The following is a 25794-nucleotide window of genomic DNA, read 5'->3' on the forward strand; positions in this document are numbered from 1 at the left end:
CATGCATCTCCTCCAACCCGACCTCCATTCCCGCCGCGCTTTCCTGCGCCGCTCCGCTCAGCTGGGCATGGCAGGCACCGCCCTGCCTTTTGCGCTCAATCTCGCCGCCGTGGGCGAAGCCGCAGCTTTCACGGCCACCGACTACAAGGCGCTGGTCTGCGTCTTCCTGTACGGCGGCAACGACTACGCCAACACCGTCATTACCTATGACGACGACAGCTACAACAAATACAGCGCCGCGCGCGGAGGCGGTGCCGGACAGACGGCGGGGGGCATTGCCCTGGCCAAGTCCGCCCTGACCCCCACCCTGCTCGCGCCCACCACGCCACTGGCCGGTGGGCGCCAGTACGCGCTGCACCCTGCCATGACCGGGCTGACCAACCTGTTCAACACCGGCAAGGCAGCCGTGCAGCTGAACGTGGGCCCCCTGGTGGTTCCACTCACGCGTGCGCAGTACAGCGGCAGCAACCGTGCGCTGTACCCGCTGCCCCCCAAGCTGTTCTCGCACAACGACCAGCAATCGGTCTGGCAGTCGTCCTCGCCCGAAGGCTCCACCGTGGGCTGGGGCGGCAACATCGGCGACCTGGCGCTGTCCTCCAACGGCAGTTCGCTGTTCACCTGCATCTCCGTCACGGGCAATGCGGTGTTCCTCTCGGGCGACTCCGCGCTGCAGTACCAGGTCAGCACCAACGGTGCGATCCCGATCAACGGTGTCAAAAGCAATGTCTACGGCTCCACGGCCGTGCGCGCAGCGCTGACCTCGCTGATCCAGCAAACCAGCGGCCAGACGCTGGAGAACGAATACAACCGCGTCACCGCGCGGGCTGTGGGCGCCGAGGCTTCCATCACCTCCGGGCTGGCCGGTGTCACGCTGGCCACGGCCTTCCCCACCAGCAATTCGCTGGCCGACCAGCTCAAGATGGTCGCCCGCCTTATTGGTGCACGCACCGCATTGGGCAGCAAACGGCAGGTGTTCATGGTGTCGCTGGGCGGGTTCGACCTGCATGACAACCTGATCTCGCAGCAGCCCACGCTCATGCAGCGCGTGAGCGAAGCCATGACCGCGTTCTACAACGCCACGGTCGAACTGGGCGTGGCCGACAAGGTGACGGCGTTCACAGCCTCGGACTTCGGCCGCACGCTCAGCTCCAACGGCGACGGCTCGGACCACGGCTGGGGCAGCCACCATCTCATGGTGGGTGGCGCAGTCAAGGGCAAGGCCTTCTATGGCAAGGCGCCGCCGGTCAGCATCACCAACACTGCCGATGCCAACGACCAGTGGCATGTGGGCCAGGGCCGCCTGCTGCCCAGCACCTCGGTGGACCAGTACGCGGCCACGCTGGCCAGCTGGTTTGGCGTGAGCAACAGCGAACTGGCGGGCGTGCTGCCCAACCTGAGCCACTTTGGCGGGGCCGACTACCCGACCAACCTGGGTTTCATGGCGTAATGTGAGCCCCCCTGAGCGGCTGCGCTGCGGGGCGGCCCTTGCTTGGCTGCCCGTGTCCGGGAGGGCGCCCGTTTCACAGGCTGCCCGGAAGCTGCGAGCCCCAATAATGGGGGCATGACCACTTCCTCCGCTCCCTCGCCCCGCCCCCGTGTTGTCATCATCGGCTGCGGCTTTGGCGGCCTCGAAGCCGCCCGAGCGCTGCGCGGCGCCGCGCTGGACGTGACGCTCATCGACAAGACCAACCACCACCTCTTCCAGCCCCTGCTTTACCAGGTGGCCACGGCCGGGCTGTCGGCGCCGGCCATCGCTGCGCCCATCCGGCACCTGTTTCGGCAGCAGCCCAACGTCACGACCTTGCTCGGCGAAGTCACGCACATCGACGTGGCAGCGCGCACGGTGCATTTGAAGGACGGGCCCCACCCGTCTGCCCCCTTGCCCTACGACCACCTGATCGTCGCTGCAGGCGCCACCCACAGCTACTTCGGCCGCGACGACTGGGCACCCCATGCCCCGGGCCTCAAGACGCTGGACGATGCCTTCGAGATCCGCCGCCGCATCCTGCTGGCCTTCGAGGCGGCAGAAAAGGAAGCGGACCCCACCCGCCGCGCCGACTGGCTCAACTTTGTGGTCGTGGGCGCAGGCCCCACGGGCGTGGAGATGGCGGGCACGCTGGCCGAGATCGCACGCCACACACTGCCCGGCGAGTTCCGGCACATCGACCCGGCCAGCGCAAAAATCATCCTGCTTGAAGGCGGCCCCCGCGTGCTCCAGTCCATGCCCGAATCACTGAGCCAGCGCGCCAGGGAGCAGCTCGAAAAGCTGGGCGTGGAAGTGCGCCTGAACGCCCGCGTCACCGCCATCGACAGCGACGGATTGATGGTCGAATCGCCATCCAGCGCTCAACCAACAAGTGCAAATAGCTATCAGATTAAGAGCAAATGCATTGTCTGGGCGGCCGGTGTGGCGGCCTCGGCGCTGGGCCGCCAGCTGGCCGGGGCCACGGGTTGCGCCACCGACCGGGCGGGCCGCGTGGTGGTAGCGCCGGATCTCAGCCTGCCCGGCCACCCCGAGATCAGCGTCATCGGCGACCTGGCTGCTGCCAAGAGCCACGCGCCCGGCCAGGAGCCCACCCCCGTTCCCGGTGTATCACCCGGCGCCAAGCAGATGGGGCGCGCCACGGCCGCCAACATCCTGCGCCGCCTGGCCGGCCAGGCCACGCAGCCGTTTCGCTACCGCGACTACGGCAACCTGGCCACGATCGGCCGCAACTCCGCCGTGGTGGACCTCACCTCGCCCGCTGGTCCGGTGCGGTTTTCGGGCTACTTTGCGTGGCTGTTCTGGCTGTTCGCGCACGTCTACTTCCTGATCGGCTTTCGCAACCGCTTGGTCGTGCTGCTGGACTGGGCCTGGGCGTACTGGAGCTTTGCGCGCTATGCGCGGGTGGTGACGGGGATTGAGGGCAAAACAAACACGGAAACCGGCTAATCTTTGCGGCGCGACAACAACGTGCCACTCACTACAGAAATCATCACCAGCAGGGACCATCCAATGAAGGCATTCAAAACCAGGCTTTTAGTTGCAGTGACCGCGCTCTCCATCGCGCAGACGACCGGTGCGACATCGGCGAGTTGCGTCATTCCTCTGTTCTCGGAAAGCGCCATGCTCAACGTCTCTTCCGCAGGTTGGAGTAGCCAAGCCGAGCCACTCATCGCATGCACAGTCATCAATCCGGACATGGGCGCACAAGGGTTCGCCTTTCTATCTGAAACGACCACTGAGGACGCCGTGCTTGAAATCAAGTACGTGGACAAGCCCTTCCCCCAACGGATTGCGGACAACTGGAAAACCGATCTGTCTGCTGCTCAGCAACAGAAGCTGCCCAACAACCTGAGGGTGCCCGCAAGAGATACCGATGCGGCACTGGTACTGCACATCGACCCGACCTACTACGATCCCCCCTTGTTCAACCATGCCAACTCCGCAAGCCGGAGATACGGTGTTTGCGCCTATGGCTACCCAAAATCGGGCCGTGCGTGGACTTCGGTGTCCATCAGCACGCTCAGGATGGTGACATGCGCTGGCGACTGGAATCTGGCGCCCGCGCTTTACTTTGAAAGGTAGCAGCAAGCTGCACCCAGCCCATGCGCTGGATTAGCGCCCCACCTGCTCCACCCACTCCGCCACTTCCTGCGCCACCTGAGTCGATGCATCGGCCAATGCAGCCACGCCGCCTGCTGCATCCGCACTGCGCGCCGGGGTGCGCACGGTGAACACGCGCTGCCCGCGCAGCGCTTCACCGCCCAGGGTCAGGTCCACCACCGTGGCACGCAGTCGCACCACGCCCGCGCTATCCGAGGCGCTGGCAAACAGGTGGCTGAACTCTTCCAGCTCCACGCGCAGCACGGCTGGCAAGCGGCCGCCCTGGGCGGCGTCGCGCGCCTGGGCCGCGCCGTCGTCGGCCTTCAGGATGGCGCGGCGCTGGCCGAGCTGCTCGCGCAGGCGCTGCTGCAGCAACTGGGCGGGTGGCTGGCTCCAGCGGGCCTGGCTGTAGGGGCGCAGCTGCTGGGCGTCGGCGTAGGCCAGGCGGTAAAGCACGGCGTTGCTGCCCTCGGGCAGGCCCGGGGCCTCTACATCGGCCAGCGCCAACGGGGGCAAAGGCGCGCGGCGGTCGCTGGGGGCCGTGGCGACCGGGCCGGGGCCAAAGTCGTAGAGCACGGGGCGCGAGGGCGGGCTGGGCAGCGCCGAGCAGCCGGCGATACCCAGCAGTCCCACAGCAAGAACTGAAACAAATAGACCTCTAGCGCTTGATGGGAAATCGCTAGCAGCTATGTTTTTAATAGTATTTTTCATCAACGCTTCTCCTCAGAAGGTGTGAATGAATCCGGCGTGCCCGAGCAGGCCGCCGAAACGCGGCCGGTCCAGGCGCAAAGCGCAGCCATAGCGCGGGCTATGGCGAGCATTTGCAACGACGAGCGGGTGTGTTTTGGGGGAATGAGCGGGCATGGTGGGTTCGTTCACACCTTCTCAGGGCGCGAAACCAGGTTCGCCCGGGCCGGGCGGAATGCGGCCCGAGCCGTAGATGAACAGCTGGGGGTTGTCCGCCACGCCACCCGCCGTGCGGCTGAGCGTGCGTGCCGCGCGCGAGGTGTCGTCGGCCGCGCGGTTCAGGCGCGGCAGCGTGGTGGTGCTGAACTGGTCGGCCGCGCGGGCGAGGGACTGCGTGCCGATGGTGATCTGGTCGATGGGCCCGCCCTCGGCCCCCAGGCGCTGCGTGGTCTTGCTGACGTCGGCCGCCAGCACCGACACGCTGGCGCCGGCCTGCTGCAGGGACTGAAGGGTCTTTCGCGCATCGCTGGCCAGCGGGGGCAGCGCGGCCAGGGCCGGGTCCAGGCGCTGGGCCACGGTGGCATCGAGCCGCTGGGTCAGCGTGTTCACGCTGCCTGCGGCCTGGGCAACGTTGCCCAGGGCTTCGGTGAGTTTTTGCTGGTTGGTGTCGCCCAGCAGTTGGTTGATGCGCCGCGTGGCTTCTTCCACCTGGGTGAGGATGGCGGGGGCCTGCTCCGCGAGTTTGCCAAACGGCGACGGCTTGATGGGCAGGCGCGGCAGGCCGCTGGGGCCCGGGGGCAGCTCGGGGTAAGGTTGGTCGGCATCGTCCAGCAGAACGTGGGCCAGGCCCGTCACGCCCTGGTAGCCCAGCACGGCGAAGGTGGTGGGGCTGATGGGGGCCTGCTCGTTGACGGCAATGCGGATGAGCACGTTGCCCGTCACCTGCGGGTCGAAGCCGATGCGCGTGACCTTGCCCACGGCCACCCCCTTGTAGCGCACGGCGGCCTGAGGCTGCAGGCCGCTCACGCCGTCCTTGGTGGACAGCTCGTACTGCTCGTAGTTGGCGCTGTCGCGCGTGAGCCAGATGGCCAGGCCCGCCAGCATGGCGGCCACCACCAGCACGAAGATGCCTGCGGCGAGGGCGTGGGATTTGTTTTCCATCAGCTGGGTTCCTTGTCGGGCGTGGGCACGGCGGCGGCAGTCTGTGCTGCCAGGGCGTGCTCCACGGATTGCACCGGGGCCATGGCGCGCTGGCCACGTTCACCCAGGAAGAAATGTTCGATGAACGGGTGCTTGAAATGCGCCACCTCGTGCGGCGGACCGGTGACGATGACCTTCTTATCAGCCAGCACGGCCACGCGGGTGCTCAGCGCAAACAGCGTATCGAGATCGTGCGTGACCATGACCACCGTGAGCCCCAGCGCGGCCCGCAGCTCGCGCAGCAGCGCACAGAAGTCGTCGGAGCTGCTGGGGTCCAGCCCCGCCGTGGGTTCGTCGAGCAGCAGCAGCGGCGGGTCCATGATGAGCGCACGCGCCAGCGCCACGCGCTTGACCATGCCACCCGACAGATCCGCCGGCATGCGCGTGGCGTGCTCGGGCTGAAGGCCCACCATCTGCAGCTTGACCAGCGCGGCATCGCGCACCAGGTCGTCGGGCAGCGTGCCCTGCTCGCGCAGCGCAAAGGCCACGTTGTCGAGCACATTGAAGGCCGAGAACAGCGCGCCGTGCTGGAACAGCATGCCCACGCGGCTGGCCGCGCCCTCGCGCCCCATCTCGGACGCCGGGCGCCCCAGCACTGTGACCTGCCCCCGCGCAGGCCGGGCCAGGCCCAGGATCTGGCGCAGCAGCACCGTCTTGCCCGTGCCCGAGCCCCCCACCAGCGACAGCATCTCGCCGCGCTGCACGGTGAAGTTCAGGTCCTGGTGCACGGTGAAGGTTTCATCGCCCTTGCCAAACTGCGTCCACAGGCCCTGAACGTCCACGATGGGCGGCTCGCCGGGCGCGACGGCGATGTGCTCGGGCAATGATGTGCGTGCGTGGCTGCTCATATGCCTATGTTTTTAAATGCCACAGCGAACAACGCATCCACGATGATCACCATGGTGATGGACGTGACCACCGAAGCGGTGGTGCCCTCGCCCAGGCTCTGGGTGTTGGGTTTCACGCGCAGGCCCCAGTGGCAGCCGATGAGCGCGATGAACGCGCCAAACACCACCGACTTGGCCATGGCCAGGCCCAGGTTGCCGATCTTGACGGCGGCGGGCAGGGCCTGCACGAAGTAGCCGGGCGAGATGTCCATGGCCACGTCGGCCGCCAGCATGCCGCCCGCCAGCGCTGCCAGCGTGGTCCACACGCTGATGAGCGGCATGGCCAGTGCCAGCGCAATGGTGCGCGGCATCACCAGCCGAAAGCCGTGAGGAATGCCCATGACGCGCATGGCATCGAGTTCCTCGGTCACGCGCATCACGCCGATCTGCGCCGTGATCGACGAGCCGGAGCGCCCCGCCACCAGGATGGCGGCCAGCATCGGCCCCAGCTCGCGGATGAGCGAGATACCCAGGATGTTGACGATGAACGACTCGGCCCCGAACTGCCGCAGCTGCAGGCTCATCAGGTAGGCCAGCACCACACCGATGAGAAAACCCACGAGCGCCGTGATGGGCAGGGCCGTGGCCCCCATGCGGTACAGGTGGCCCGATACGTCGCGCCACGGCCCCTTGCGCGGCGCGCGCGCCAGGCGGCCCAGGTCCAGCACCAGTCGGCCCACCATTTCGAGCATGTGGCGGGCATGGTCCACGCCGTGCAGCACCAGCACCCCCAGGTGGTCCACCTGCTCACCCAGCCGCCAGGGCTCGGGCGGCGGCGCGGTGCAGGTGAACTGCGCCACGCGCGCCAGCATGTCGCGCTGGGCGTCGGTGCAAGCCAGGCGCTCGGGCCAGGCATGCTGCCAGTGGTTCCACAGCAACTGTGCGCCCACGTGGTCCAGCCACTGCAGCTGCATCAGGTCCCAGCCCAGCGTGGGCGCGGCCGGGTGGCTGCGTAGCTGACCCGACACGGCCTGCCACTGCGTCCCGGTTCCCAGCTCCGCCGCGCCCCAGCGCCCGTGCAGCTGCGCACAAGGCCCCTGGGGCGTGTCGGCGCGAACAATGCGAGGAGCGGGGTCGGTCATGAACTGGGCAGCGCGGGCTGCCAAGAATGAAAGGGAGCGTGCATGGTAGCGGAGCCGGACGCAGGCGGCACGTAGGATTGATGCCCGCCAGGGATCCTCTGCACGAATCGAGCGGAAAGTGTGCGCTGCGGATCGGGATGGGCTGCAAGGCGCAAACGCAGCAATAGCCGCAGCTATTGCGAGGTTTTGCAACGCCGCAGACCGCCCCAGACCGCAGATGCACACGGCGCGGCGATTCGTGCAGAGGAACCCCAGGGCCGTGCGCCAAGCACAGGCGGGCCAGGAATGCGTGAAATTAATATCAAACAAGCCGCCAGCGCTTTACCATCGAGCGCTGATAGCTATATATTTAATAGCAATAGGCACTGACCCTCTCGACACACCCGGCGCCGTCCGCACAATGGCCCTCCGTCTCCTTCCACACATTGCCACCGCCCCTGCCCATGAGCGACCACACCACGTTTGACACCATCATCATCGGCGGCGGCACCGCCGGCGCCCTGCTGAGCAACCGCCTGAGCGCCGACGGCCGCCACCGCGTGCTCCTCATCGAGGCCGGCCGCAAGGACGACTACCACTGGATCCACATCCCCGTGGGCTACCTGTACTGCATCGGCAACCCGCGCACCGACTGGCTCTACAACACCGAACCCGATGCGGGCCTGAACGGCCGCACCCTGCGCTACCCGCGCGGCAAGACGCTGGGCGGCTGCAGCAGCATCAACGGCATGATCTACATGCGCGGCCAGGCGCGCGACTACGACCAGTGGGCCGAACTGACGGGCGACGCCAGCTGGCGCTGGGACAACGCCCTGCCCTACTTCCGCCGCCACGAGGACCACTGGCGCCTGGACCAGCCCGGCGGCGTGAATGAAAACTTCAAGCGCCTGCATGGCAACAAGGCTACCGGCAGCACCGGCGAGTGGCGCGTGGAAAAGCAGCGCCTGCGATGGGATGTCCTCGATGCCTTTGCCCAGGCCGCACAGCAGGCGGGCATCCCGGCCACCGACGACTTCAACGGCGGCAGCAACGAAGGCGTGGGCTACTTTGAGGTCAACCAGAAAAACGGCTGGCGCTGGAACACCGCCAAGGCATTCCTGCGGCCCACCTGCTACGGCCGCCCCAACTTCGAGATGTGGACCAGCGCGCAGGCCGCCAAGCTCATCGTCGAGACGCAGCCCGACGGCAGCAAGCGCTGCACCGGCGTACAGGTGTGGGACGGCCAGGAGATGGTCACGGCCCGCGCAACGGGCGAGATCATCCTGAGCGCAGGCGCGGTCAACTCACCGCAGCTGCTGCAGCTCTCGGGCATCGGCCCGGCCGCGCTGCTGCGCCAGCACGGCATCGACGTGGTGCACGACCTGCCCGGCGTGGGCGCCAATTTGCAGGACCATCTGCAGATCCGCGCGGTGTTCAAGGTCAACGGCGTGGCCACGCTCAACACCATGGCCAGCTCGCTCTGGGGCAAGGCCAAGATCGGGCTCGAATACGCGACCAAACGCAGTGGCCCCATGAGCATGGCGCCCTCGCAGCTGGGGGCCTTCACGCGCAGCAGCGCCGACCAGCCCTACCCGAACATCGAGTACCACGTGCAGCCGCTGTCGCTCGACGCTTTTGGCGAGCCGCTGCACAGCTTTCCGGCCTTCACGGCCAGCGTGTGCAACCTCAACCCCACAAGCCGGGGCACGGTGAACATCAAAAACGCCGACTTCAAGGCCGCACCGGCCATCGCCCCCAACTACCTCAGCACCACCGAAGACCGCCAGGTGGCCGCCGACAGCCTGCGTGTCACGCGCCGCATCGTGGCCCAGCCCGCGCTGGCCAGGTACCAGCCCGAGGAGTGGAAGCCCGGCGTGCAGTTTGAAAGCGACGAGGACCTGGCGCGCCTGGCCGGTGACATTGCCACCACGATCTTCCACCCTGTGGGCACGACGAAGATGGGGCGGGATGACGACCCGATGGCGGTGCTGGACTCCCAACTGCGCGTGCGCGGCATTGCAGGCCTGCGCGTGGTGGATGCGGGGGCCATGCCCACCATCACCAGCGGCAACACCAACTCGCCCACACTGATGCTGGCCGAGAAGGCGGCGGAGTGGATCATCCAGGCGCGGCGCGCGGCATGAGCGCGGATACCATCGCGCCCATGTACTCCTCCACCTTCATCTTTGCCACCAAACAATTCGACGACGCCTTCCACCGCCTGGACGAGGCGATTGCGACCGCCGCCCGCTCCATCGACGGCTACCTGGGCGAGGAATCGTGGGAGGACACGGGCAAGGGCCTCGTGTCCAACGTCTACTACTGGCAGTCGCTCGAAGCGCTGCAGGCATTGATGCAGCACCCCGCCCACCTGAAGGCCAAGGCGGCGCAAGCGCAGTGGCTCAACGGCTACCAGGTCGTGATTGCGCAGGTGCTGCGCACCTATGGCGATGACAAGCTGGCCGGGCTGCTGCCCACGGCGGGCCTGTTCGTGCAAGGCACGGCAGCGCACTGACACCGCCCGCGCAACGGCCACCCGGCCGCAGCGTGGTCAGCGAATCCCTCCCACATAACGGGGGACCTCCGGCGCAGGCTCTGGTGGCGGCGGCGCCATGCGCTGGCGCACCGCCTGCGTGGCCACATCCAGCAAGGGTCGCCGCGGCGCAGCAGGTGGGGCGGCATGGATGGCGAGATCGAGGCGGTCGGCCCACTCGACCAGCTCCGGAACGTTGTCCTCCTGGGCACGTTGGCGTGCGAACCGCACGATCTCCAGCGCATATTCAACGTTGGAAGCCATCCATTCAGTGTCGGTCACGCGCCCCGTCTTGCGGCGCAGCAGCACATGCAAATGGGCGGCAATGGCAAGCTTGTCGGAATCGGGCATGGTCGGCTCCTTATGGCATTTCAGTCATCCATGGCGCTGCGCACCACCCGCAGCGTATGAAACCGGCGCGGCCCAAGCGCGGGTAGCCGCGCAAGGGCCGCCCCGCCGTGCTGGCTGCGTCCCCCTGCCCGCATTGCGCAGCAATGCGGGCAGGGGGAAGGCCCGTAGGGCCTCAGGGAGGTGGAATTCATTAACTCCCCAGGCGCTCACGGTGCTGGGCAATGTCGAGCCCGGTCTGCTCGCTCTGCTCATCCACCCGCAGGCCCACAGCCAGGTTGGTGATCCACAACAACACGGCGGTTGCGACGAGGCTGTAGGCCATCACAGCGCCCACGCCAATGGCCTGGGTGAGCAAGCTGCCTGGCACACCCCCCACGGTGCGGCTGGCCAGCATGCCTGTGAGCAGCGAGCCCACGATGCCGCCGATGCCATGCACCCCAAACACATCCAGGGAATCGTCGGCGCGCAGCAGGCGCTTGAGCCCCGTGGCGCCCCAGTAGCAGGCCAAACCCGCCACCACGCCAATCACCACTGCCGAGCGCAGCGTGACAAAACCCGCAGCAGGCGTGATGGCCACCAGCCCCGCCACCAGGCCAGAGCAAAGCCCCAGCAGGGATGGCCGCCCGCGCACCACCCACTCGCCCAGCATCCACGACAAGGCACCCGCCGCTGCGGCCAGGTGCGTCACCGCCATCGCCAGCCCCGCACGGCCGTCGGCGGCCACGGCAGAGCCTGCGTTGAAGCCGAACCAGCCCACCCACAACAAGCCCGCGCCCGCCATGGTCAGCCCCAGGTTGTAGGGCTCGAACGCCTCGCGCCCATAGCCCGTGCGCCGCCCCAGGAACCACGCGCACACCAGCCCGGCCACACCCGCATTCACGTGCACCACCGAGCCCCCGGCAAAGTCCAGCGCACCCATCTGGGCCAGCCAGCCCCCTGGCTCCCACACCCAGTGCGCCACCGGGGCGTAGACCAGCAGGGTCCAAAGGCTGATGAAGATCAGCATGGCGGAAAACCGCATGCGCTCGACAAACGCCCCCACCAGCAGCGCGGCGGTGATGATGGCAAACGTGAGCTGGAACATGGCGTACACCGACTCGGGGATGTGCGGCGCCACATGGCTTACGGCCAGCTTGCCGCCAGCGAGCTGAAAGTCCAGGCCCGCAAAGCCGATGCGGTCCCATCCCCCCAGCCAGGGGCTGCCCGGGGTGAAGGCCAGCGAGTAACCCGCCCCAAACCACAGCAGGCTGACCAGCGCGGCAATGGCCACCACGCTGGCCATGGTGTTGAGCACGTTCTTCTTGCGCACCATGCCTGCGTAGAACAGGGCAATGCCCGGCAGCGTCATCAGCAGCACCAGCGCTGTGGAGGTCATCATCCACGCGGTATCTGCCGCGCTGATCGTGGACTGCGCCACCAGCCCGGGACGTGTAAGGGACAAGGAAGGCACCGCTCCCGCCGCCACCTCTGGCGCCGTCTGCGCCAGCGCACTCGCGCACAGACCCAGACACAGCGCCCCTACCCCAACGAACCGGTGGTTGACTCCCCGCATGGCGGCTCCCTTTCGCAAATTGTTACAAGCGCGATTGCACGAGCCGTGCCAACCCCAACACCCCGATTCCGCCCCTGGAAACCCGATCACTGCCCCACAACGGGGGCGGGAAACCCCCAATGCACCAGCGGAGTGCAGTCGCTACAGTTGCGGCACTCGAAAGCGCGCTTCGGTGTGCCAAGCGAGGGGCCCGAGGAGACACTCTTTCTACCAATAAACAAATTTCAAGCACCCAACGAGGTGCGTTTTTTTCCAGGCGCTGGCGATCCCAGCGCCTTTTTCTTGCCTGTTCCACGCTGGCCTCCCTTTCGCCAGTGCCCCGAGGAGTCCTGAATCCATAGCAGGCAAGCTGCGAAAATCCTGCGATGGAATGGATTTTTATTACCTTTGCCTCGCTGCTCGCAGGCTTCGTGGATGCCATCGTGGGGGGTGGCGGGCTGGTGATGGTGCCGGCCCTGTTTGCGGCTTTCCCCGGGGCGCCCCCTGCCACGCTGCTGGGCACCAACAAGGCGGCCTCGGTGTGGGGCACGGCCATGGCCACCTGGCAGTACAGCCGCAAAGTGCAGGTTCGCTGGTCGGCCATGCTGCCCGCGGCAGCGGCCGGTTTTGCGGGGTCGTTTGCAGGCGCCTGGGCCGTGACAGTGATGTCGGCCGACTTCCTGCGCAAGCTGCTGCCCCTGGTGCTGCTGGGGGTGCTGGTCTACACGCTGGCCAAGAAAGAGTTGGGGCGGCACCACACACCCCGCTTTGCGGGCAGGGCCGAAGTGCTGGCGGCCTGCCTGATCGGCGTGGTCATTGGCTTTTATGACGGCTTCTTCGGCCCGGGCACCGGCAGTTTCTTCGTTTTTCTGTTTGTGCGGCTGCTGGGCTATGACTTCCTGAACGCCTCGGCCTCGGCCAAGCTGCTCAATTGCGCCACCAACATCGCCGCCATCGCGCTATTTGCCGCCAAGGGCCATGTGTGGTGGCACTTTGCGGTGACGCTGGCCATCGCCAATGTGGTGGGCAGCCTGCTGGGCACGCACCTGGCGCTCAAGCACGGCACGGGTTTTGTGCGTGGCATCTTCATCGTGGTGGTGAGCACGCTGATCCTCAAGACGGGTTACGACGCGTTCCTGCGCTAGCCGAGGCCCGAAGGGGCTCGTGCCCCCGGATGGCATCATGCTTGCTAAGCTGAGCTGGCCTACCACCAGGGCGCCCCGAGGTCATCGGGGTTGCCCTGCATGGCCCGAATGTGAACGCCCGTCCTATAATTTCTGCGCATTTCCGTTTGATGACGAGGCCCATCGCTGTTGGCGATGCCTGCATTCACCCGCTCCGGCTTGCCTACCCGCATGCCGGATTTTTTGTACCTGAACCACCCCCACAGGAACCTGCCATGAAGTTTTTCAAGTCTGCCGTTGTCACCGCCGTGGCGCTGTGCGCTGCCCTCGCCGTCCAGGCCCGCACGCTGGACGAAATCAAGAAGGACGGCAAGATCATCGTGGCCACCGAAGGCCAGTTTGCCCCGTTCAACTTCTTCGAAGGCACCAAGCTGACGGGTTTCGAGGTGGAAGTGGCAGAGCTGGTGGTCAAGAAGATGGGCCTGAAGCTCGAATGGAAGACGCTGGGCTTTGACGCGCTGCTGACCGGCCTGGGCCAAAGCCGCTGGGACGCTGTCATCGCCTCGCACGGCGTGACCGAAGAACGCTCCAAGGCCGTCACGTTTGCCAACCCCCACTACTGCTCGGGCGGCATCATCGTGGCCATGGACGCAAAAATCCGCAACGCCAAGGACCTGACCGGCAAGGTGGTGGCAGTGCAGACCGGCACCAGCTACCTGGAAAACGTGCAGAAGCTCACCGGGGTGAAGGAGGTGAAGAACTTCCCGCAGGACACCGACGCCCAGCGCGCCCTGATCTCCAAACGCGTCGACGCCTGGGTGAGCGACAAGTTCGTGGCCAAGGAAGCCGCCGCCAAGAACGCCAAGGCCGGGTTCAAGCTCGGCGACATGCTGTTCATCGAACGCATCGCCCCCGCCATGGCCAAGGGCAACACCGGCCTGGCCGATGCCTGGAACAAGGCGTTTGCCGAAGTGCTGGCCGATGGCAGCTACGCCGCCGTCTCCAAGAAGTATTTCAACGAAGACGTGCGCTGCAACTGATATAAAAACACGCTACGGGGTGCGCTGGGCCTGGCCCGTTGCGCACCCTTTGCTGTTTTTGACGGCGTCACCATGGTCCTGCCGCCGGCCCGATTTCCAACCAAGACCTTCCGGTCGTCCGATCCATGCTTCTCGCTCTTTGGCCACAAGGCTGGTCCCGACAGCAGCGCAGCAATGCCACGCTGGTCGCTGCACTGGTGCTGATGGTTCTGGCCCTCTCGTTGCTGGGCCAGCTGCTTTCGTTCTTTCCCGACCCCATCGGCCCCAACGCCCAGGCGTTTTCCGAAGGCGCGCGCACCACGCTGTGGCTCACGCTGGTCAGTGGTGCCGTGGGCCTGGTGCTGGGCACGGCGGCTGCGCTGGCCCGCACCGCCCGCTGGACGGCCGTGCGCTGGATTGCCGGCGTGTACATCTGGGCTATTCGCGGCACGCCGCTCTTGGTACAGATCCTGTTTGTGTACTTTGCCCTGCCCGTGCTGGTGCCGGGGCTGAACCTGCCCGACTTTGCCGCCGCAGTCGTGGCCCTGGGGCTGAACGTGGGCGCCTACAACGCCGAAGCCCTGCGCGCCGGCCTGCTGGCCGTGCCCCGCGGTCAGACCGAGGCCGCCAAGGCGCTGGGCCTGGGCCGCATGCACGTGTTCCTGGACGTGGTGTTTCCGCAGGCGTTCAAGATCTCGCTGCCGCCGCTGGTGAGCAACTTTGTGGCACTGCTCAAGGACTCGTCACTGGCCTACGCCATCGGCGTGGTGGAGCTGACCAATGTGGGCAACCGCATCCAGTCGGCCACGTTCCAGCCCATTGCCACGCTGACCACGGTGGCCATCACCTACCTGCTGCTGACCACGCTGGTCACGCAAGTCTCCAACGCCGTCGAATACCGCTTTGACGTGGAAGGGCGCAACCGATGACCGCAACGACCAACCAGCCCAAGCCCTACATCGTGGCCGAGCGGGTGTGCAAGTCGTTTGGTGCACACCAGGTGCTCAAGGACGTCTCCACCGTGTTCCACACCGGCGAGGTAACGGTGATCATCGGCGCCTCGGGCTCGGGCAAGAGCACGCTGCTGCGCGCCATCAACCGGCTGGAACCCCACGACAGCGGGCGCATCACCATCGATGGCGTGGACGTCTGCGACGACCTCGCCACCCTGCAGCGCCAGCGCTGCGAGGTGGGCATGGTCTTCCAGCAGTTCAACCTGTTCGGCCACATGAGCGTGCTGGACAACGTGACGCTGGCGCCCCGCCGCATTCGCCGCACCCCGCGCGCCCAGGCCAACGACGAAGCCATGCAGCTGCTGCGCCGCGTGGGCATGCAGGACCACGCACACAAGTACCCGTGGCAGCTGTCGGGCGGGCAGCAGCAGCGGGTGGCCATTGCACGGGCGCTGGCCATGCAACCCAAAGTGATGCTGTTTGACGAGCCCACATCGGCACTCGACCCCGAGATGGTCAAGGAAGTGCTGGACGTGATGCGAGGCCTCGCGCGTGGTGGCATGACCATGATTGTGGTCACCCACGAAATGGGCTTTGCGCGCGAGGTGGCCGACCGCGTGATGTTCTTCGATCAAGGCCGCATTGCGCACGATGCGCCGCCGCAGGAGTTCTTCAGCAACCCGGCCAATGACCGCATCCGCGCGTTTCTGGGGCAGGTCAGCCACTGATCAACTCCGCGCCGCACTGCAAAGGCCGCCCGGGCAACCGGCGGCCCTTTTTTCTTTTGGGTATTTAGGAATTTGTCGATGCGTACTGAACGCTGGGGCCTGATGGCCCTGTTGGCTGTGACCGTGGTGTGGGGCACCACCTTTCCGGCGATGAAACTGCTCTCGGCGCACCTGGATGCGCTGCAGATCATCTGGCTGCGGTTCGTGATCGCGCTGCTGGTGCTGGCGCCGTTGTGGCGCGGCATGCTGCGCCACGAGCGGCGCTGGGGCTGCGCGCTGGGGTTGCTGCTGTTCCTGGCGTTCTGGCTGCAGATCGAGGGCCTCGCGCGCACCAGCAGCAACCGCAATGCGTTTGTCACCGGCCTGAACGTGCTGGTGGTGCCGCTGATCGCCATGGCCTTCCTGGGACGGCGCTATGGCTGGCGACTCTGGGGTGCCTGCGCGATGGCGCTGGCGGGCATGGCGCTGATGTTCCACGAAAACGAGCCCTGGAACCTGGGCGATACGCTGACGCTGGCCAGCACCGTGTTCTACGCGCTGTACATCCTGGCGCTGGAAGAGTGCGCACGCCGCACGGCCGCGCAGCCGCTGCGGGCCACCCGCATGGCCGCCGCGCAGGCCACGGTGATGGCGCTGGCGTCCACCGCGCTGCTGCTTGCGCAGGGCGAGGGCATGGGCTGGCTACGGTCCGTGGCCGACCTGCCTCTGGATGCGTTGCTGGCGCTGCTGTACCTGGGCCTGCTGGCCAGCGTAGTGGTGGTGACGCTGCAGGCCTGGGGCCAGCAGCGCGTGGACGCCATGCGCAGCGCCATCGTGTTCGGGCTGGAGCCGGTGTTCGCGGCCCTTACAGCCTGGGTGCTGCTCGGGGAAAGGCTGGGCTGGGCGGGGCTCGGTGGCGCCGCGCTCATCGTGGCAGCGCTGGTGTTCAGCCAGATCCAGCCTGCTGCGCGCGCGGGCCGGACGCAACGGGCCTGAGAGGCGCGGTACGCCCTCCGAGCCGCTCCGCGCCTTCCTCTCAGGGGAACGCCACCCATGGTCTGGCGGAGCCTGTTCCACAGGTGGCACGGGCACCACGGGCGCGGCCATTTCAAGCCAAAACGGGCTCCAGCGCTTATCCACAAAGCGCAAACAGCTATCATTTATATAGCAAACTAGGGCGCAATCAGCGGCACATCAACCGCTTTGCGGGGCTTGCCGATCGGGGCAGAGGCCAGGCCTTTTTGCACAGCCGCCATGTCTTCCTCGTTGGGATAGTCGCCCAGCAGCCAGTAGTCAAACACCCGGCGCGCGATGGGGGCGGCGTGCGCAGCGCCGAAACCGGCGTTTTCCACGATGGCCGCAATCACGATGGTGGGGTTTTCGGCAGGAGCAAAGGCGGCAAACAGCGAGTGGTCACGCTGGTGTTCTTCCAGCGCCTTGGCGTTGTATTTGACGTTCTGGCCCATCGTCACCGCCTGGGCTGTGCCGGTCTTGCCGCCCGAGGTGTAGGGCGCCCCGGCAAACACGCGCGTGCCGGTGCCGCCCTTGTTCACCGCCACCATCGCGTTGCGCACGATGTCCACGTTCTTCGGCAAAAAACCCAGATCCACTCCCGGCGGCTGGCTGATCTCGGTGACGGCGCCCGTGACCGCGTTTTTCACCGCCTTGGCCATGTGCGGCCGGTAGCGAATACCGCCATTGGCCAGCGTGGCCTGCGCCAGCGCCAGCTGCAGCATCGTGAAGTTGTTGTAGCCCTGGCCAATGCCCAGCGACACGGTTTCGCCGGGGAACCAGCGCTTCATCTCCGGGCGCTTGTAGGCATTGCGCTTCCACTCGGTGCTGGGCAAGGTGCCGCGCACTTCGCCATTGAGGTCGATGCCCGTGGACTGTCCAAAGCCCAGCGGCTTCATGAAGTCGTGGATCGCATCGACACCCATCTCCACCGCCAGCGAATAGAAATACGTGTTGCTCGACTGCTGGATGGCGCGGTGCATGTCCACCCCGCCCAGCCCGCCCTCGTGGCTGCGGAAGGTGTGGCCGCCGAAGGTATAAAAGCCCGGGTCGTTGACCACCATGCTGGGCGAGCGCTTGCCCAGCTGCAGCGCGGCCAGCGCCATGAAAGGCTTGTAGGTGGAGCCCGGCGGGTAGGTGCCGCGCATGGCGCGGTTGAGCAGGGGCTTGTCGATGGATTCGTTGAGCGCGGTCCAGTTCTCCACGTCGATGCCTTCGACGAACAGATTGGGATCGAACGTGGGCTTGCTCACCAGCGCCAGGATCTCGCCGTTGCGCGGGTCGATGGCCACCAACGCGCCCCGGCGGTTGCCGTACATGTCTTCAATGAGCTTTTGCAGCTTGATGTCGATCGACAGCATCACGCTGTCGCCGGGCGTGGCCGCGTGGCTGGAGAGCTTGCGCACCGCCCGCCCCCCGGCCGAAGTTTCCATCTGCTCGACCCCGGTGGCGCCGTGCAGGGCCGACTCGAAGCTCTGCTCGATGCCCAGCTTGCCGATGTATTCCGTGCCCCGGTAGTTGGCCTCGTCTTCGGAGTCCTGGATGCGCGCCTTCTCCGTCTGGTTGATGCGGCCGATGTAGCCGATGGCATGGCTGGCCACGTCACCCAGCGGGTAGTTGCGAAACAGCCGCGCCTTGATGTCCACGCCCGGAAAGCGGTAGCGCTGCGCAGTGAACCGCGCCACTTCCTGGTCGGTCAGCCGCGTGCGGATGGGGAGGGACTCGAAGTTGCGCGACTCTTCCATGAGCCGCTTGAAGCGGCGCCGGTCACGGCTCTGGATTTCCACCACCTTGGACAGCTCGTCGATGGTCTCGTCCAGCACCCCGACGCGCGAGGGCGTGATCTCCAGTGTGTAGGCCGAATAGTTGGTGGCCAGCACCACGCCGTTGCGGTCCAGGATGAGCCCCCGGTTGGGCACGATGGGCACCACCGCCGTGCGGTTGCTCTCGGCCTGCGCCGCCAGGTCTTCGTGCCGGACCACCTGCAGATACACCAGCCGGGCAGCAATGAGGCAGAACGCAAAAAACACCAGGGCCCCGATGACCAGGGCCCGCACCCGAAAGCGCGAAGCATCGGCTTCGCTGCTGCGCACCTCAGTCACGCCCACCCTCCCATTCGGGCGCGCGCAAGCCCAGGCTCAACCCCCAGGGGCCAAGGCGGAACGCTGGCGAAATGCGCGGGCATCAAGAAAGGCATGGGCTACAGAGGCCGGTTCTGGTCGCGGTCGGGCGGGCGGCGCTGCGGAGCCAGAAGCACCCAGCTGGCCAGGGGCCACAGCAAGGCCTCCAGCACCGGTGCGAGAAAACTCCACAGCCCCGGGAATATGCCCCCGGACGCCATCCGCAGCAAGAGCTCGATCGCGTGGGCGAGGGCAAACAGGGGCAACACCTGTAAGGCCTGCGACGGCACGCTGAACCACAGCAGGCGGCGGTGGATGGCAATCGCGCCAAACGACAGCACGGTATAGGACAGCGCATGCTGGCCCAGCAGCGCCGACTGGCTCACGTCCATGCACAGGCCCAGCAGGAACGCCACCCCCATGCCGATGCGCAGCGGCTGGTGCACGCCCCAGAAGACCAGCAGCACCATGAGCACATCGGGCGTCCAGACGATGCGGCCCAGCGGCAGCATGTTGATGGCCAGGCCCACAGCCAAGCTGGCCCAGATGAAGACCGGGTTCACCGGCATCAGCAGGGGCTCACCACGCGGCATGATCATCGTGGGCCTCCTTGTGGGGTCAAGCGGTGGCTCACTTGCGGCCTCCGCGCTTGTTGGCGGGGACAGCCGGGGCGGGTTCGGGACGCGCCAGTTCATTGTCGGCCAGCGGCTTGAGTACCACCACATGGCGCGCGCCCTGCACCTGGGCGAGCGGTATGCAATAGATGCGCGCAAACGCAGAGTCGGCACGGCGCTCCACCCGCACCACGCGCGCCACAGGCAGGCCGGGCGGGTACAGACCGTCCACACCGCTGGTGGTCAGCAGGTCGTCCTCGCGAATGTCTGCATTGGCGGGCATGAAGCGCAGCTCCATGCCACCGCCATGGCCCGCCACCGGGTCGCCATAGGCCACGCCGCGCACACCGGTACGGATGTTCAGCACCGGAATCGCCTGATCGCGGTCTACCAGCAAGGTGACTTCGCTGACCAGCGGGAACACGCGGGTGACCTGACCCAGCACACCGGCTTCATCCATCACGGGGGCGCCCAGTTCCACGCCACCCATCTGCCCCCGGTCCAGCACCACGCGGCGCGTGTAGGGGTCGGCCGTGTCGTAGATCACCTCGGCCGCCTGGGCGGGTGTCTGCAGCCGGTCGCGCAGCTCCAGCAGTTTGCGCAGCCGCTGGTTTTCCATCGCCAGCTGATCTGCCTGGTTGGCCCGCTGGCCCATCACGGTCATTTTCTTGCGGGCGGCATCCAGGTCATCCTGCGCGGTTTGCAGCGACTGGAAATAGCTGCGCCCGTGGCTGGCGAATTCCACGGGCTGCAGCATGAGCCACTGCACGGGGTACAGCACCGTGGCCACGGCCTGACGGAAGGGGCCGGTGATCTGAAAGCGTGCATCGGCCACCATGAGGAAAAGCGCCAGCGCGCTGAACACAGCCAAACGCGACAGGGCCGAAGGGCCCTGTTTGAAGAAAGGGGGAGCGCTGCGCTCCAGAGTACCCAGGGGCATGGTGCGCAGCGGTCAGGGTCGGCACCGTGGAGACACATCCACGGGCGGGTGCTCAGAAACAAGCATTGGAGCAGGTGCAGTCATGCAATTCAGAGCGAAAAAAGTGCCTGCAGCATACAGGCCCGCTGGCTTACTCGCTCGTGAAAATGCTGCCCAGACGGTCCATGCGCTCCAGGGCGATGCCGCAGCCGCGCACCACGCAGGTCAGCGGGTCTTCGGCCACCAGCACGGGCAGGCCGGTTTCCTCGGCCAGCAGGCGGTCCAGGTCGCGCAGCAGAGCGCCGCCGCCGGTCAGCATCATGCCCCGGTCGGCAATGTCGGCGCCCAGCTCAGGGGGGGTTTGTTCCAGCGCGTTCTTCACGGCCGAGACGATCTGGTTGAGCGGGTCGGTCAGGGCTTCCAGCACTTCGTTGGACGAAATGGTGAAGCTGCGTGGCACGCCCTCGCTGAGGTTGCGGCCCTTGACTTCCATCTCGCGCACTTCGGAGCCCGGGAAAGCCGAGCCGATGTTCTTCTTGATGGCTTCGGCGGTGGGCTCGCCAATCAACATGCCGTAGTTGCGGCGGATGTAGCTGATGATGGCCTCGTCAAACTTGTCACCGCCCACGCGGACGCTGCCCTTGTAGACCATGCCGCCCAGCGAGATCACGCCCACTTCGGTGGTGCCGCCACCGATGTCCACGACCATGGAGCCCGAGGCTTCCGAGACGGGCAGACCAGCGCCGATGCCAGCAGCCATGGGTTCTTCGATCAGGTACACCGCCGTGGCGCCCGCAGCCTCGGCCGCGTCCTTGATGGCGCGGCGCTCGACCTGGGTGGAGCCGCAGGGCACACAGATGATGATGCGCGGGCTGGGGGTGAACAGCGTGCGCGGGTGCACCATCTTGATGAACTGCTTGATCATCTGCTCGGTGATCACGAAGTCGGCGATCACGCCATCCTTCATGGGCCGGATGGCTTCGATGTTGCCGGGCACCTTGCCCAACATGGCCTTGGCTTCACGACCTACGGCCTGGATGACTTTCTTGCCGTGGGGGCCACCTTCGTGGCGGATGGCGACGACGGAAGGTTCATCAAGAACGATACCTTTGTCGCGGGCGAAGATGAGGGTGTTGGCTGTGCCAAGGTCAATGGCAAGGTCGGTGGAGAAGTACCGACGGAAAGCTCCGAACATTCAAAAGTCCTCTCGGGCACGGCATGCGCGTCGGCCTGCCATCGCCAGGTATTTCAGGGGTGTTTATTGGCTTTTTTCACGCAATTGACTCCCATTCCGGGAGCTTTGCGGCAAAGCCGGGATAATACCCCATCCCCTGTGAATAACTCCCTCCGGCGAGCACCGGATCACAGCTTTACTTCTGGTTTCTCTAGATTCTCCTCCCTATGGCACTGACCCCCCAGGACATCGGCCGCATTGCCAACTTGGCGCGGCTTGAGCTGACACCTTCCGAAAGTGAGCGCATGCTCACGCAGCTCAATGGTTTCTTTGACATCGTGGAACAGATGCGGGCTGTGGATACCTCGGGCGTCACGCCCCTGGCCCACCCCGTGGCCGCCATCCAGGACGTGCAGCTGCGCCTGCGCGAAGACCTGGCCAGCGAGCCCAACCAGCGCGAAGCCAACCAGCAAAGCGCCCCCGCTGTCGAACGAGGCCTGTTCCTCGTGCCCAAAGTGATCGAGTAAGAGCACCGCCGCATGACTTCCACCGCATTGCATGACCTGGGCGTGGCCCAGCTGGCCACCGAGCTGCGCGAGCGCCGCGTCTCGGCCGTCGAGGCCGCCCAGCATTTCCTAGCCCGCGCACAGGCCCACCAGAACCTGGGCGCCTACGTGGCCGTGAACCCGGACATCACCCTGGCCCAGGCCCGCGCGCAAGACGCCGCCATCGCCGCAGGCACCGCCGGCCCGCTGGCGGGCGTGCCGATTGCGCACAAGGACATCTTTGTCACCAAGGATTTCCCCAGCACCGCCGGCTCCAAGATGCTCGCGGGCTACCAGTCGCCCTTTGACGCCACCGTGGTCACCAAGCTGGCCGATGCTGGCGCTGTGACGCTGGGCAAGCTCAACTGCGACGAGTTCGCCATGGGCTCGGCCAACGAAAACTCGGCCGTCGCCCCCGTGGGCTTTGATGCCCCCGCCCCCGTGCGCAACCCCTGGGCCACCGACCGCATCCCGGGCGGCTCGTCCGGCGGCAGCGCCGTGGCCGTGGCCGCACGCCTGGCCCCGGCCGTCACCGGCACCGACACCGGCGGCTCCATCCGCCAGCCCGCCTCGTTCTGCGGCATTACCGGCATCAAGCCCACCTATGGGCGCGCCAGCCGCTACGGCATGATCGCGTTTGCATCCAGCCTCGACCAGGCCGGCCCCATGGCCCGCTCGGCCGAAGACTGCGCGCTGCTGCTGTCCGCCATGTGCGGCCCCGACCCGGACCGCGACTCCACGTCGCTCGATGTGCCTGCCGAAAACTTCAGCGCCAAGCTCAACGACAGCATCGATGGCCTGCGCATCGGCATCCCCGCCGAGTTCTTTGGAGAAGGCCTGGCGCCCGATGTGCGCGCCGCCGTAGATGGTGCCCTGAAGGAATACGAGAAGCTCGGCGCCAAGCTCGTGCCCATCAGCCTGCCGCGCACGCAGCTGTCCATTCCGGTCTACTACATCATTGCTCCGGCCGAAGCATCGTCCAACCTCTCCCGCTTTGACGGCGTGAAGTTCGGCCATCGCGCCAAGGACTACACCGATCTGGTGGACATGTACAAGAAGACCCGCGCCGAAGGTTTTGGCGACGAGGTCAAGCGCCGCATCATGATCGGCGCCTATGTGCTCTCGCACGGCTACTACGACGCCTATTACCTGCAGGCACAGAAGATCCGCCGCATGATCGCCGACGACTTCCAGAATGCCTTCAAGAGCTGCGACGTGATCGCCGGCCCCGTGGCCCCCACGGTGGCTTGGAAGCTGGGCGACCATGGCAACGACCCGCTGGCCGACTACCTGGCCGACATCTTCACCCTGCCCGGCTCGCTGGCCGGGCTGCCCGGCATGAGCGTGCCCGCCGGTTTTGGCGAGGGCGGCATGCCAGTGGGCCTGCAGTTGCTGGGCAACTACTTCCAGGAAGCCCGCCTCCTGAACGCTGCGCACCGCCTGCAGCAAGCCACCGACTTCCACCTCCGCCGTCCGGAGGGCTTCTGACATGACCGCCAAACTGATCCATGGCTACGAAGTTGTCATCGGCTTCGAAACCCACACCCAGCTCGCAACCCAGAGCAAGATCTTCAGCCGTGCTCCCACCGCCTTTGGCGCCGAGCCCAACACGCAAGCCTGCGCGGTGGACCTGGCCCTGCCGGGCACCCTGCCCGTGATGAACCGCGAGGCCGTGGCCTGCGCTATCAAATTAGGACTGGCACTGGGCTCCCACATTGCGCCAGTGAGCATTTTTGCGCGCAAGAATTACTTCTACCCCGACCTGCCCAAGGGCTACCAGATCAGCCAGTTCGAGATTCCGGTGGTGCAAGGCGGTGAGGTGGAATTCTTTCTGGGCGATGAGAAAAAGACCGTGCGCCTGGTGCGCGCCCACCTCGAAGAAGACGCAGGAAAGTCCTTGCATGAAGACTTCATCGGCCAGAGTGGTATCGACCTGAACCGCGCGGGCACACCGCTCCTGGAGATCGTGACGGAGCCCGACATGCGCTCGTCCGAAGAGGCCGTGGCCTACGCGAAGGAGCTGCACAAGATCGTCACCTGGATCGGCATCTGCGACGGCAACATGCAGGAAGGCAGCTTCCGCTGCGACGCCAACGTGTCGGTGCGCAAGCCCGGCGCCGAATTGGGCACGCGACGCGAGATCAAGAACCTGAACTCGTTCAAGTTCATGCAGCAGGCCATCGACTACGAAATCCGCTGGCAGATCGAGCAGATCGAGGACGGCCACGCGATCCAGCAGGCCACCGTGCTGTTCGACCCGGACACGGGCGAAACGCGCGCGATGCGGACCAAGGAAGATGCGGCGGACTACCGCTACTTCCCAGACCCCGACCTGCCTCCACTACACATTTCAGAGCAGTGGGTGCAGGAGGAACGGGCGCAAATGGCCGAATTGCCTCGTACCATGGCCGCACGTTTTGTGGCGGACTATGGCCTGCCCGAGTACGACGCCACCACGCTCACGCAGAGCAAGGCCATGGCGGCGTACTTTGAAGCGGCCGCCAAAGCCTGCAGCCAGCCCAAGCTGGCCAGCAACTGGATCATGGGAGAGGTGTCGCGCCGCCTGAACATGGCGGAGACCGGTATCGAGCAGGCTCCTGTCACGGCAACTCAGCTGGCCGCATTGATCGGCCGCATTGCCGACGGCACGATCTCCAACAACGCCGCCAAGCAGGTGTTTGATGCGCTGTGGACCGGAGAGTCGAACGACGTGGATGCCGTCATCGAATCCAAGGGACTCAAGCAGATGAACGACTCCGGCGCGCTGGAGAAGATCATCGACGAAGTGATTGCCGCCAACCCCGACAACGTGGCGCAGTTCCGCGCGGGCAAGGACAAGGCCTTCAACGCGCTGGTCGGCCAGGTCATGAAAGCCAGCAAGGGCAAGGCCAATCCGACGCAGGTCAACGAACTGCTGCGCGCCAAACTGGCGGACTGAGCGCAAGGCTGTTGAAGCTGCCGCAAAAGCAAAGGGGCCTTTCGGCCCCTTTGCTTTTATGCTGTCCATCCGAGGCAGCGATGCGGCGCGTTCTCTGGTCCGCTGCTACCCTAACTCGGTGGGTTATCGGCTGCCGCCCGCAGGCACCGCGCTGGCAGCGGGCGCCGCAACAGCAGACGCTGCGGAGGGGGGCACACGCTGCGCATCCCACAGCTTGCGCAACTGCGCCAGCTCGGTGTCAAACCGCGCATGCACGCGGCGCTTTTCCTGGTCTTGCCCCGCGATGAAGCGCTGCTGCTCGGCCAGGCTGTCGTCAATCTCAGCGATCTTGCGGCGCAGCGTCATGGGGGCCTTGTTGGGGTCCTTCTTGTAGAACTCCATCTCCACATCGAGCTTCTTGCGCTCCGCCTTCAGCTCCAGCGTTCGCTTTTCTGCGGTGGCCGTCACGTCATCCACCATCTGGATGGCCGCAGCGCGCTCCATATCGTGGGCGGCCTTGTCGGGGTAGCGGGCCACCAGCACGCGTTCGCGGCGGCGCTCTTCCACCACACGGGCGCGCTCTTCGGCATCCTTGCGGTTCTGGGCGTCCTGGGCTGCGCGCTCCAGCTCGGTGAGCGAGGGGCCAATCTGGCGGCGCGTGATGCCCGAAGGGCTGAGTTCGCGCTGCTCGCGGTCCAGGCATTCCGGGATGGGCCGGTCGGCCGTCAGCCGACGGCCGTTGCGGTCCACGCACGTGTAGATACCGCCCGTCGCACCCTGGGACTGTGCCGAGGCCAGCTCTGCGCCCAGTGTGAGCAGCATCACCCCGCCCATGATCCACGCCGACTTGCTCAA

At 66.2% G+C, this 25794-nt stretch carries 24 protein-coding genes; 13 read left to right on the top strand and 11 right to left on the bottom strand.

The window, feature by feature from the left end; translation table 11 throughout:
* Window position 1: 1 nt before the first annotated feature.
* The 3 genes from ACSQ22_RS21800 (at window position 2) to ACSQ22_RS21810 (ending at window position 3568) form a co-directional block, all read left to right on the top strand.
* Window positions 2-1447 carry a DUF1501 domain-containing protein gene (locus ACSQ22_RS21800; RefSeq protein ID WP_121421982.1) on the top strand — a complete coding sequence of 482 codons (1446 nt, stop codon included), beginning with the start codon at window positions 2-4 and terminating at the stop codon, window positions 1445-1447.
* Between the two features lie 114 nt (window positions 1448-1561).
* Window positions 1562-2932 carry an NAD(P)/FAD-dependent oxidoreductase gene (locus ACSQ22_RS21805; RefSeq protein WP_436131514.1) on the top strand — a complete coding sequence of 457 codons (1371 nt, stop codon included), beginning with the start codon at window positions 1562-1564 and terminating at the stop codon, window positions 2930-2932.
* A gap of 63 nt (window positions 2933-2995) precedes the next feature.
* Entirely contained in the window at window positions 2996-3568 is a 573-nt protein-coding gene (locus tag ACSQ22_RS21810) for a hypothetical protein (RefSeq protein WP_436131515.1), read from the top strand.
* A gap of 30 nt (window positions 3569-3598) precedes the next feature.
* Here the strand turns inward: ACSQ22_RS21810 and ACSQ22_RS21815 are convergent, their stop codons facing one another.
* The 4 genes from ACSQ22_RS21815 to ACSQ22_RS21830 all read right to left on the bottom strand — a co-directional run bounded on the left by ACSQ22_RS21815 (window position 3599) and on the right by ACSQ22_RS21830 (window position 7442).
* Window positions 3599-4297, bottom strand: a complete 699-nt coding sequence (locus ACSQ22_RS21815) for an ABC-type transport auxiliary lipoprotein family protein (protein ID WP_436131516.1) — start codon at window positions 4295-4297, stop codon at window positions 3599-3601.
* Between the two features lie 174 nt (window positions 4298-4471).
* The gene (locus tag ACSQ22_RS21820) at window positions 4472-5434 is read right to left on the bottom strand and encodes an MlaD family protein (RefSeq protein WP_436131517.1); all 963 of its coding nucleotides are present in this window, start codon (window positions 5432-5434) and stop codon (window positions 4472-4474) included.
* A complete protein-coding gene (locus ACSQ22_RS21825; RefSeq protein ID WP_121421978.1) occupies window positions 5434-6321 on the bottom strand; it encodes an ABC transporter ATP-binding protein in 888 nt (295 codons plus the stop codon). Before ACSQ22_RS21825 ends, ACSQ22_RS21820 begins: the two co-directional genes overlap by 1 nt.
* Window positions 6318-7442, bottom strand: coding sequence for an MlaE family ABC transporter permease (locus tag ACSQ22_RS21830; protein WP_436131518.1), 1125 nt, complete (start codon window positions 7440-7442; stop codon window positions 6318-6320). Before ACSQ22_RS21830 ends, ACSQ22_RS21825 begins: the two co-directional genes overlap by 4 nt.
* A 443-nt stretch (window positions 7443-7885) precedes the next feature.
* Here ACSQ22_RS21830 and ACSQ22_RS21835 point away from each other — a divergent pair, with 443 nt between their 5' ends.
* Window positions 7886-9565 carry a GMC family oxidoreductase gene (locus tag ACSQ22_RS21835; protein WP_436131519.1) on the top strand — a complete coding sequence of 560 codons (1680 nt, stop codon included), beginning with the start codon at window positions 7886-7888 and terminating at the stop codon, window positions 9563-9565.
* 20 nt (window positions 9566-9585) lie between these two features.
* Window positions 9586-9936 (top strand): antibiotic biosynthesis monooxygenase family protein, encoded by a 351-nt coding sequence (locus ACSQ22_RS21840; protein WP_121508865.1) that lies wholly within the window; start codon window positions 9586-9588, stop codon window positions 9934-9936.
* 36 nt (window positions 9937-9972) lie between these two features.
* Here the strand turns inward: ACSQ22_RS21840 and ACSQ22_RS21845 are convergent, their stop codons facing one another.
* Together ACSQ22_RS21845 and ACSQ22_RS21850 are read right to left on the bottom strand one after the other, a co-directional pair.
* Window positions 9973-10305, bottom strand: coding sequence for a hypothetical protein (locus tag ACSQ22_RS21845; protein ID WP_121421975.1), 333 nt, complete (start codon window positions 10303-10305; stop codon window positions 9973-9975).
* 190 nt (window positions 10306-10495) lie between these two features.
* Window positions 10496-11857: an ammonium transporter gene (locus ACSQ22_RS21850; RefSeq protein ID WP_436131520.1), complete on the bottom strand. Its 1362-nt coding sequence runs from the start codon at window positions 11855-11857 to the stop codon at window positions 10496-10498.
* Window positions 11858-12222: 365 nt separating this feature from the next.
* On the opposite strand from ACSQ22_RS21850, the gene ACSQ22_RS21855 reads away from it, so the two are divergent.
* The 5 genes from ACSQ22_RS21855 (at window position 12223) to ACSQ22_RS21875 (ending at window position 16635) form a co-directional block, all read left to right on the top strand.
* Window positions 12223-12981 carry a sulfite exporter TauE/SafE family protein gene (locus tag ACSQ22_RS21855; protein WP_055394375.1) on the top strand — a complete coding sequence of 253 codons (759 nt, stop codon included), beginning with the start codon at window positions 12223-12225 and terminating at the stop codon, window positions 12979-12981.
* A gap of 254 nt (window positions 12982-13235) precedes the next feature.
* A complete protein-coding gene (locus tag ACSQ22_RS21860) occupies window positions 13236-14000 on the top strand; it encodes a transporter substrate-binding domain-containing protein (protein ID WP_121421973.1) in 765 nt (254 codons plus the stop codon).
* A gap of 125 nt (window positions 14001-14125) precedes the next feature.
* On the top strand, window positions 14126-14908 hold the full coding sequence (locus ACSQ22_RS21865; protein WP_121421972.1) for an amino acid ABC transporter permease: 783 nt from the start codon (window positions 14126-14128) through the stop codon (window positions 14906-14908).
* On the top strand, window positions 14905-15660 hold the full coding sequence (locus tag ACSQ22_RS21870; protein WP_436131521.1) for an amino acid ABC transporter ATP-binding protein: 756 nt from the start codon (window positions 14905-14907) through the stop codon (window positions 15658-15660). Before ACSQ22_RS21865 ends, ACSQ22_RS21870 begins: the two co-directional genes overlap by 4 nt.
* A 78-nt stretch (window positions 15661-15738) precedes the next feature.
* A complete protein-coding gene (locus ACSQ22_RS21875; RefSeq protein ID WP_436131522.1) occupies window positions 15739-16635 on the top strand; it encodes a DMT family transporter in 897 nt (298 codons plus the stop codon).
* A 176-nt stretch (window positions 16636-16811) separates the two neighbouring features.
* Here ACSQ22_RS21875 and mrdA read toward each other — a convergent pair whose 3' ends face one another.
* The 4 genes from mrdA to ACSQ22_RS21895 all read right to left on the bottom strand — a co-directional run bounded on the left by mrdA (window position 16812) and on the right by ACSQ22_RS21895 (window position 21498).
* Window positions 16812-18752, bottom strand: coding sequence for a penicillin-binding protein 2 (gene mrdA / locus ACSQ22_RS21880; RefSeq protein WP_228897653.1), 1941 nt, complete (start codon window positions 18750-18752; stop codon window positions 16812-16814).
* Between the two features lie 98 nt (window positions 18753-18850).
* Complete coding sequence (mreD, locus tag ACSQ22_RS21885) at window positions 18851-19369, bottom strand: rod shape-determining protein MreD (protein ID WP_055394387.1); 519 nt, start codon at window positions 19367-19369, stop codon at window positions 18851-18853.
* Window positions 19370-19400: 31 nt separating this feature from the next.
* Window positions 19401-20324, bottom strand: a complete 924-nt coding sequence (mreC, locus tag ACSQ22_RS21890; RefSeq protein WP_055394389.1) for a rod shape-determining protein MreC — start codon at window positions 20322-20324, stop codon at window positions 19401-19403.
* Between the two features lie 130 nt (window positions 20325-20454).
* A complete protein-coding gene (locus ACSQ22_RS21895; RefSeq protein ID WP_005798130.1) occupies window positions 20455-21498 on the bottom strand; it encodes a rod shape-determining protein in 1044 nt (347 codons plus the stop codon).
* A 206-nt stretch (window positions 21499-21704) separates the two neighbouring features.
* On the opposite strand from ACSQ22_RS21895, the gene gatC reads away from it, so the two are divergent.
* The 3 genes from gatC to gatB are packed head-to-tail and all read left to right on the top strand — an operon-like array spanning window position 21705 to window position 24960.
* Window positions 21705-22004, top strand: a complete 300-nt coding sequence (gene gatC, locus ACSQ22_RS21900) for an Asp-tRNA(Asn)/Glu-tRNA(Gln) amidotransferase subunit GatC (RefSeq protein ID WP_055394393.1) — start codon at window positions 21705-21707, stop codon at window positions 22002-22004.
* A gap of 12 nt (window positions 22005-22016) precedes the next feature.
* Window positions 22017-23510 (top strand): Asp-tRNA(Asn)/Glu-tRNA(Gln) amidotransferase subunit GatA, encoded by a 1494-nt coding sequence (gatA, locus tag ACSQ22_RS21905; RefSeq protein WP_228897654.1) that lies wholly within the window; start codon window positions 22017-22019, stop codon window positions 23508-23510.
* Window position 23511: 1 nt separating this feature from the next.
* Complete coding sequence (gatB, locus tag ACSQ22_RS21910; RefSeq protein WP_436131523.1) at window positions 23512-24960, top strand: Asp-tRNA(Asn)/Glu-tRNA(Gln) amidotransferase subunit GatB; 1449 nt, start codon at window positions 23512-23514, stop codon at window positions 24958-24960.
* A gap of 123 nt (window positions 24961-25083) precedes the next feature.
* On the opposite strand, the gene ACSQ22_RS21915 is transcribed toward gatB, so the two are convergent.
* The gene (locus tag ACSQ22_RS21915; RefSeq protein WP_436131524.1) at window positions 25084-25794 is read right to left on the bottom strand and encodes a DUF4124 domain-containing protein; all 711 of its coding nucleotides are present in this window, start codon (window positions 25792-25794) and stop codon (window positions 25084-25086) included.

The organism is Acidovorax sp. LjRoot38 (assembly GCF_964252975.1).
Lineage (GTDB): Bacteria > Pseudomonadota > Gammaproteobacteria > Burkholderiales > Burkholderiaceae_C > Acidovorax > Acidovorax facilis.

Coding starts and splice junctions, on each gene's coding strand:
- ACSQ22_RS21845 (WP_121421975.1), bottom strand. CDS start 10,305: ATGCCCGATTCCGACAAGCTTGCCATTGCCGCCCATTTGCATGTGCTG.
- ACSQ22_RS21895 (WP_005798130.1), bottom strand. CDS start 21,498: ATGTTCGGAGCTTTCCGTCGGTACTTCTCCACCGACCTTGCCATTGAC.
- ACSQ22_RS21815 (WP_436131516.1), bottom strand. CDS start 4,297: ATGAAAAATACTATTAAAAACATAGCTGCTAGCGATTTCCCATCAAGC.
- ACSQ22_RS21825 (WP_121421978.1), bottom strand. CDS start 6,321: ATGAGCAGCCACGCACGCACATCATTGCCCGAGCACATCGCCGTCGCG.
- ACSQ22_RS21855 (WP_055394375.1), top strand. CDS start 12,223: ATGGAATGGATTTTTATTACCTTTGCCTCGCTGCTCGCAGGCTTCGTG.
- ACSQ22_RS21830 (WP_436131518.1), bottom strand. CDS start 7,442: ATGACCGACCCCGCTCCTCGCATTGTTCGCGCCGACACGCCCCAGGGG.
- ACSQ22_RS21820 (WP_436131517.1), bottom strand. CDS start 5,434: ATGGAAAACAAATCCCACGCCCTCGCCGCAGGCATCTTCGTGCTGGTG.
- mreC (WP_055394389.1), bottom strand. CDS start 20,324: ATGCCCCTGGGTACTCTGGAGCGCAGCGCTCCCCCTTTCTTCAAACAG.
- ACSQ22_RS21810 (WP_436131515.1), top strand. CDS start 2,996: ATGAAGGCATTCAAAACCAGGCTTTTAGTTGCAGTGACCGCGCTCTCC.
- ACSQ22_RS21860 (WP_121421973.1), top strand. CDS start 13,236: ATGAAGTTTTTCAAGTCTGCCGTTGTCACCGCCGTGGCGCTGTGCGCT.
- mreD (WP_055394387.1), bottom strand. CDS start 19,369: ATGATCATGCCGCGTGGTGAGCCCCTGCTGATGCCGGTGAACCCGGTC.
- ACSQ22_RS21835 (WP_436131519.1), top strand. CDS start 7,886: ATGAGCGACCACACCACGTTTGACACCATCATCATCGGCGGCGGCACC.
- ACSQ22_RS21870 (WP_436131521.1), top strand. CDS start 14,905: ATGACCGCAACGACCAACCAGCCCAAGCCCTACATCGTGGCCGAGCGG.
- gatA (WP_228897654.1), top strand. CDS start 22,017: ATGACTTCCACCGCATTGCATGACCTGGGCGTGGCCCAGCTGGCCACC.
- gatB (WP_436131523.1), top strand. CDS start 23,512: ATGACCGCCAAACTGATCCATGGCTACGAAGTTGTCATCGGCTTCGAA.
- ACSQ22_RS21865 (WP_121421972.1), top strand. CDS start 14,126: ATGCTTCTCGCTCTTTGGCCACAAGGCTGGTCCCGACAGCAGCGCAGC.
- gatC (WP_055394393.1), top strand. CDS start 21,705: ATGGCACTGACCCCCCAGGACATCGGCCGCATTGCCAACTTGGCGCGG.
- ACSQ22_RS21875 (WP_436131522.1), top strand. CDS start 15,739: ATGCGTACTGAACGCTGGGGCCTGATGGCCCTGTTGGCTGTGACCGTG.
- ACSQ22_RS21800 (WP_121421982.1), top strand. CDS start 2: ATGCATCTCCTCCAACCCGACCTCCATTCCCGCCGCGCTTTCCTGCGC.
- ACSQ22_RS21805 (WP_436131514.1), top strand. CDS start 1,562: ATGACCACTTCCTCCGCTCCCTCGCCCCGCCCCCGTGTTGTCATCATC.
- ACSQ22_RS21850 (WP_436131520.1), bottom strand. CDS start 11,857: ATGCGGGGAGTCAACCACCGGTTCGTTGGGGTAGGGGCGCTGTGTCTG.
- ACSQ22_RS21840 (WP_121508865.1), top strand. CDS start 9,586: ATGTACTCCTCCACCTTCATCTTTGCCACCAAACAATTCGACGACGCC.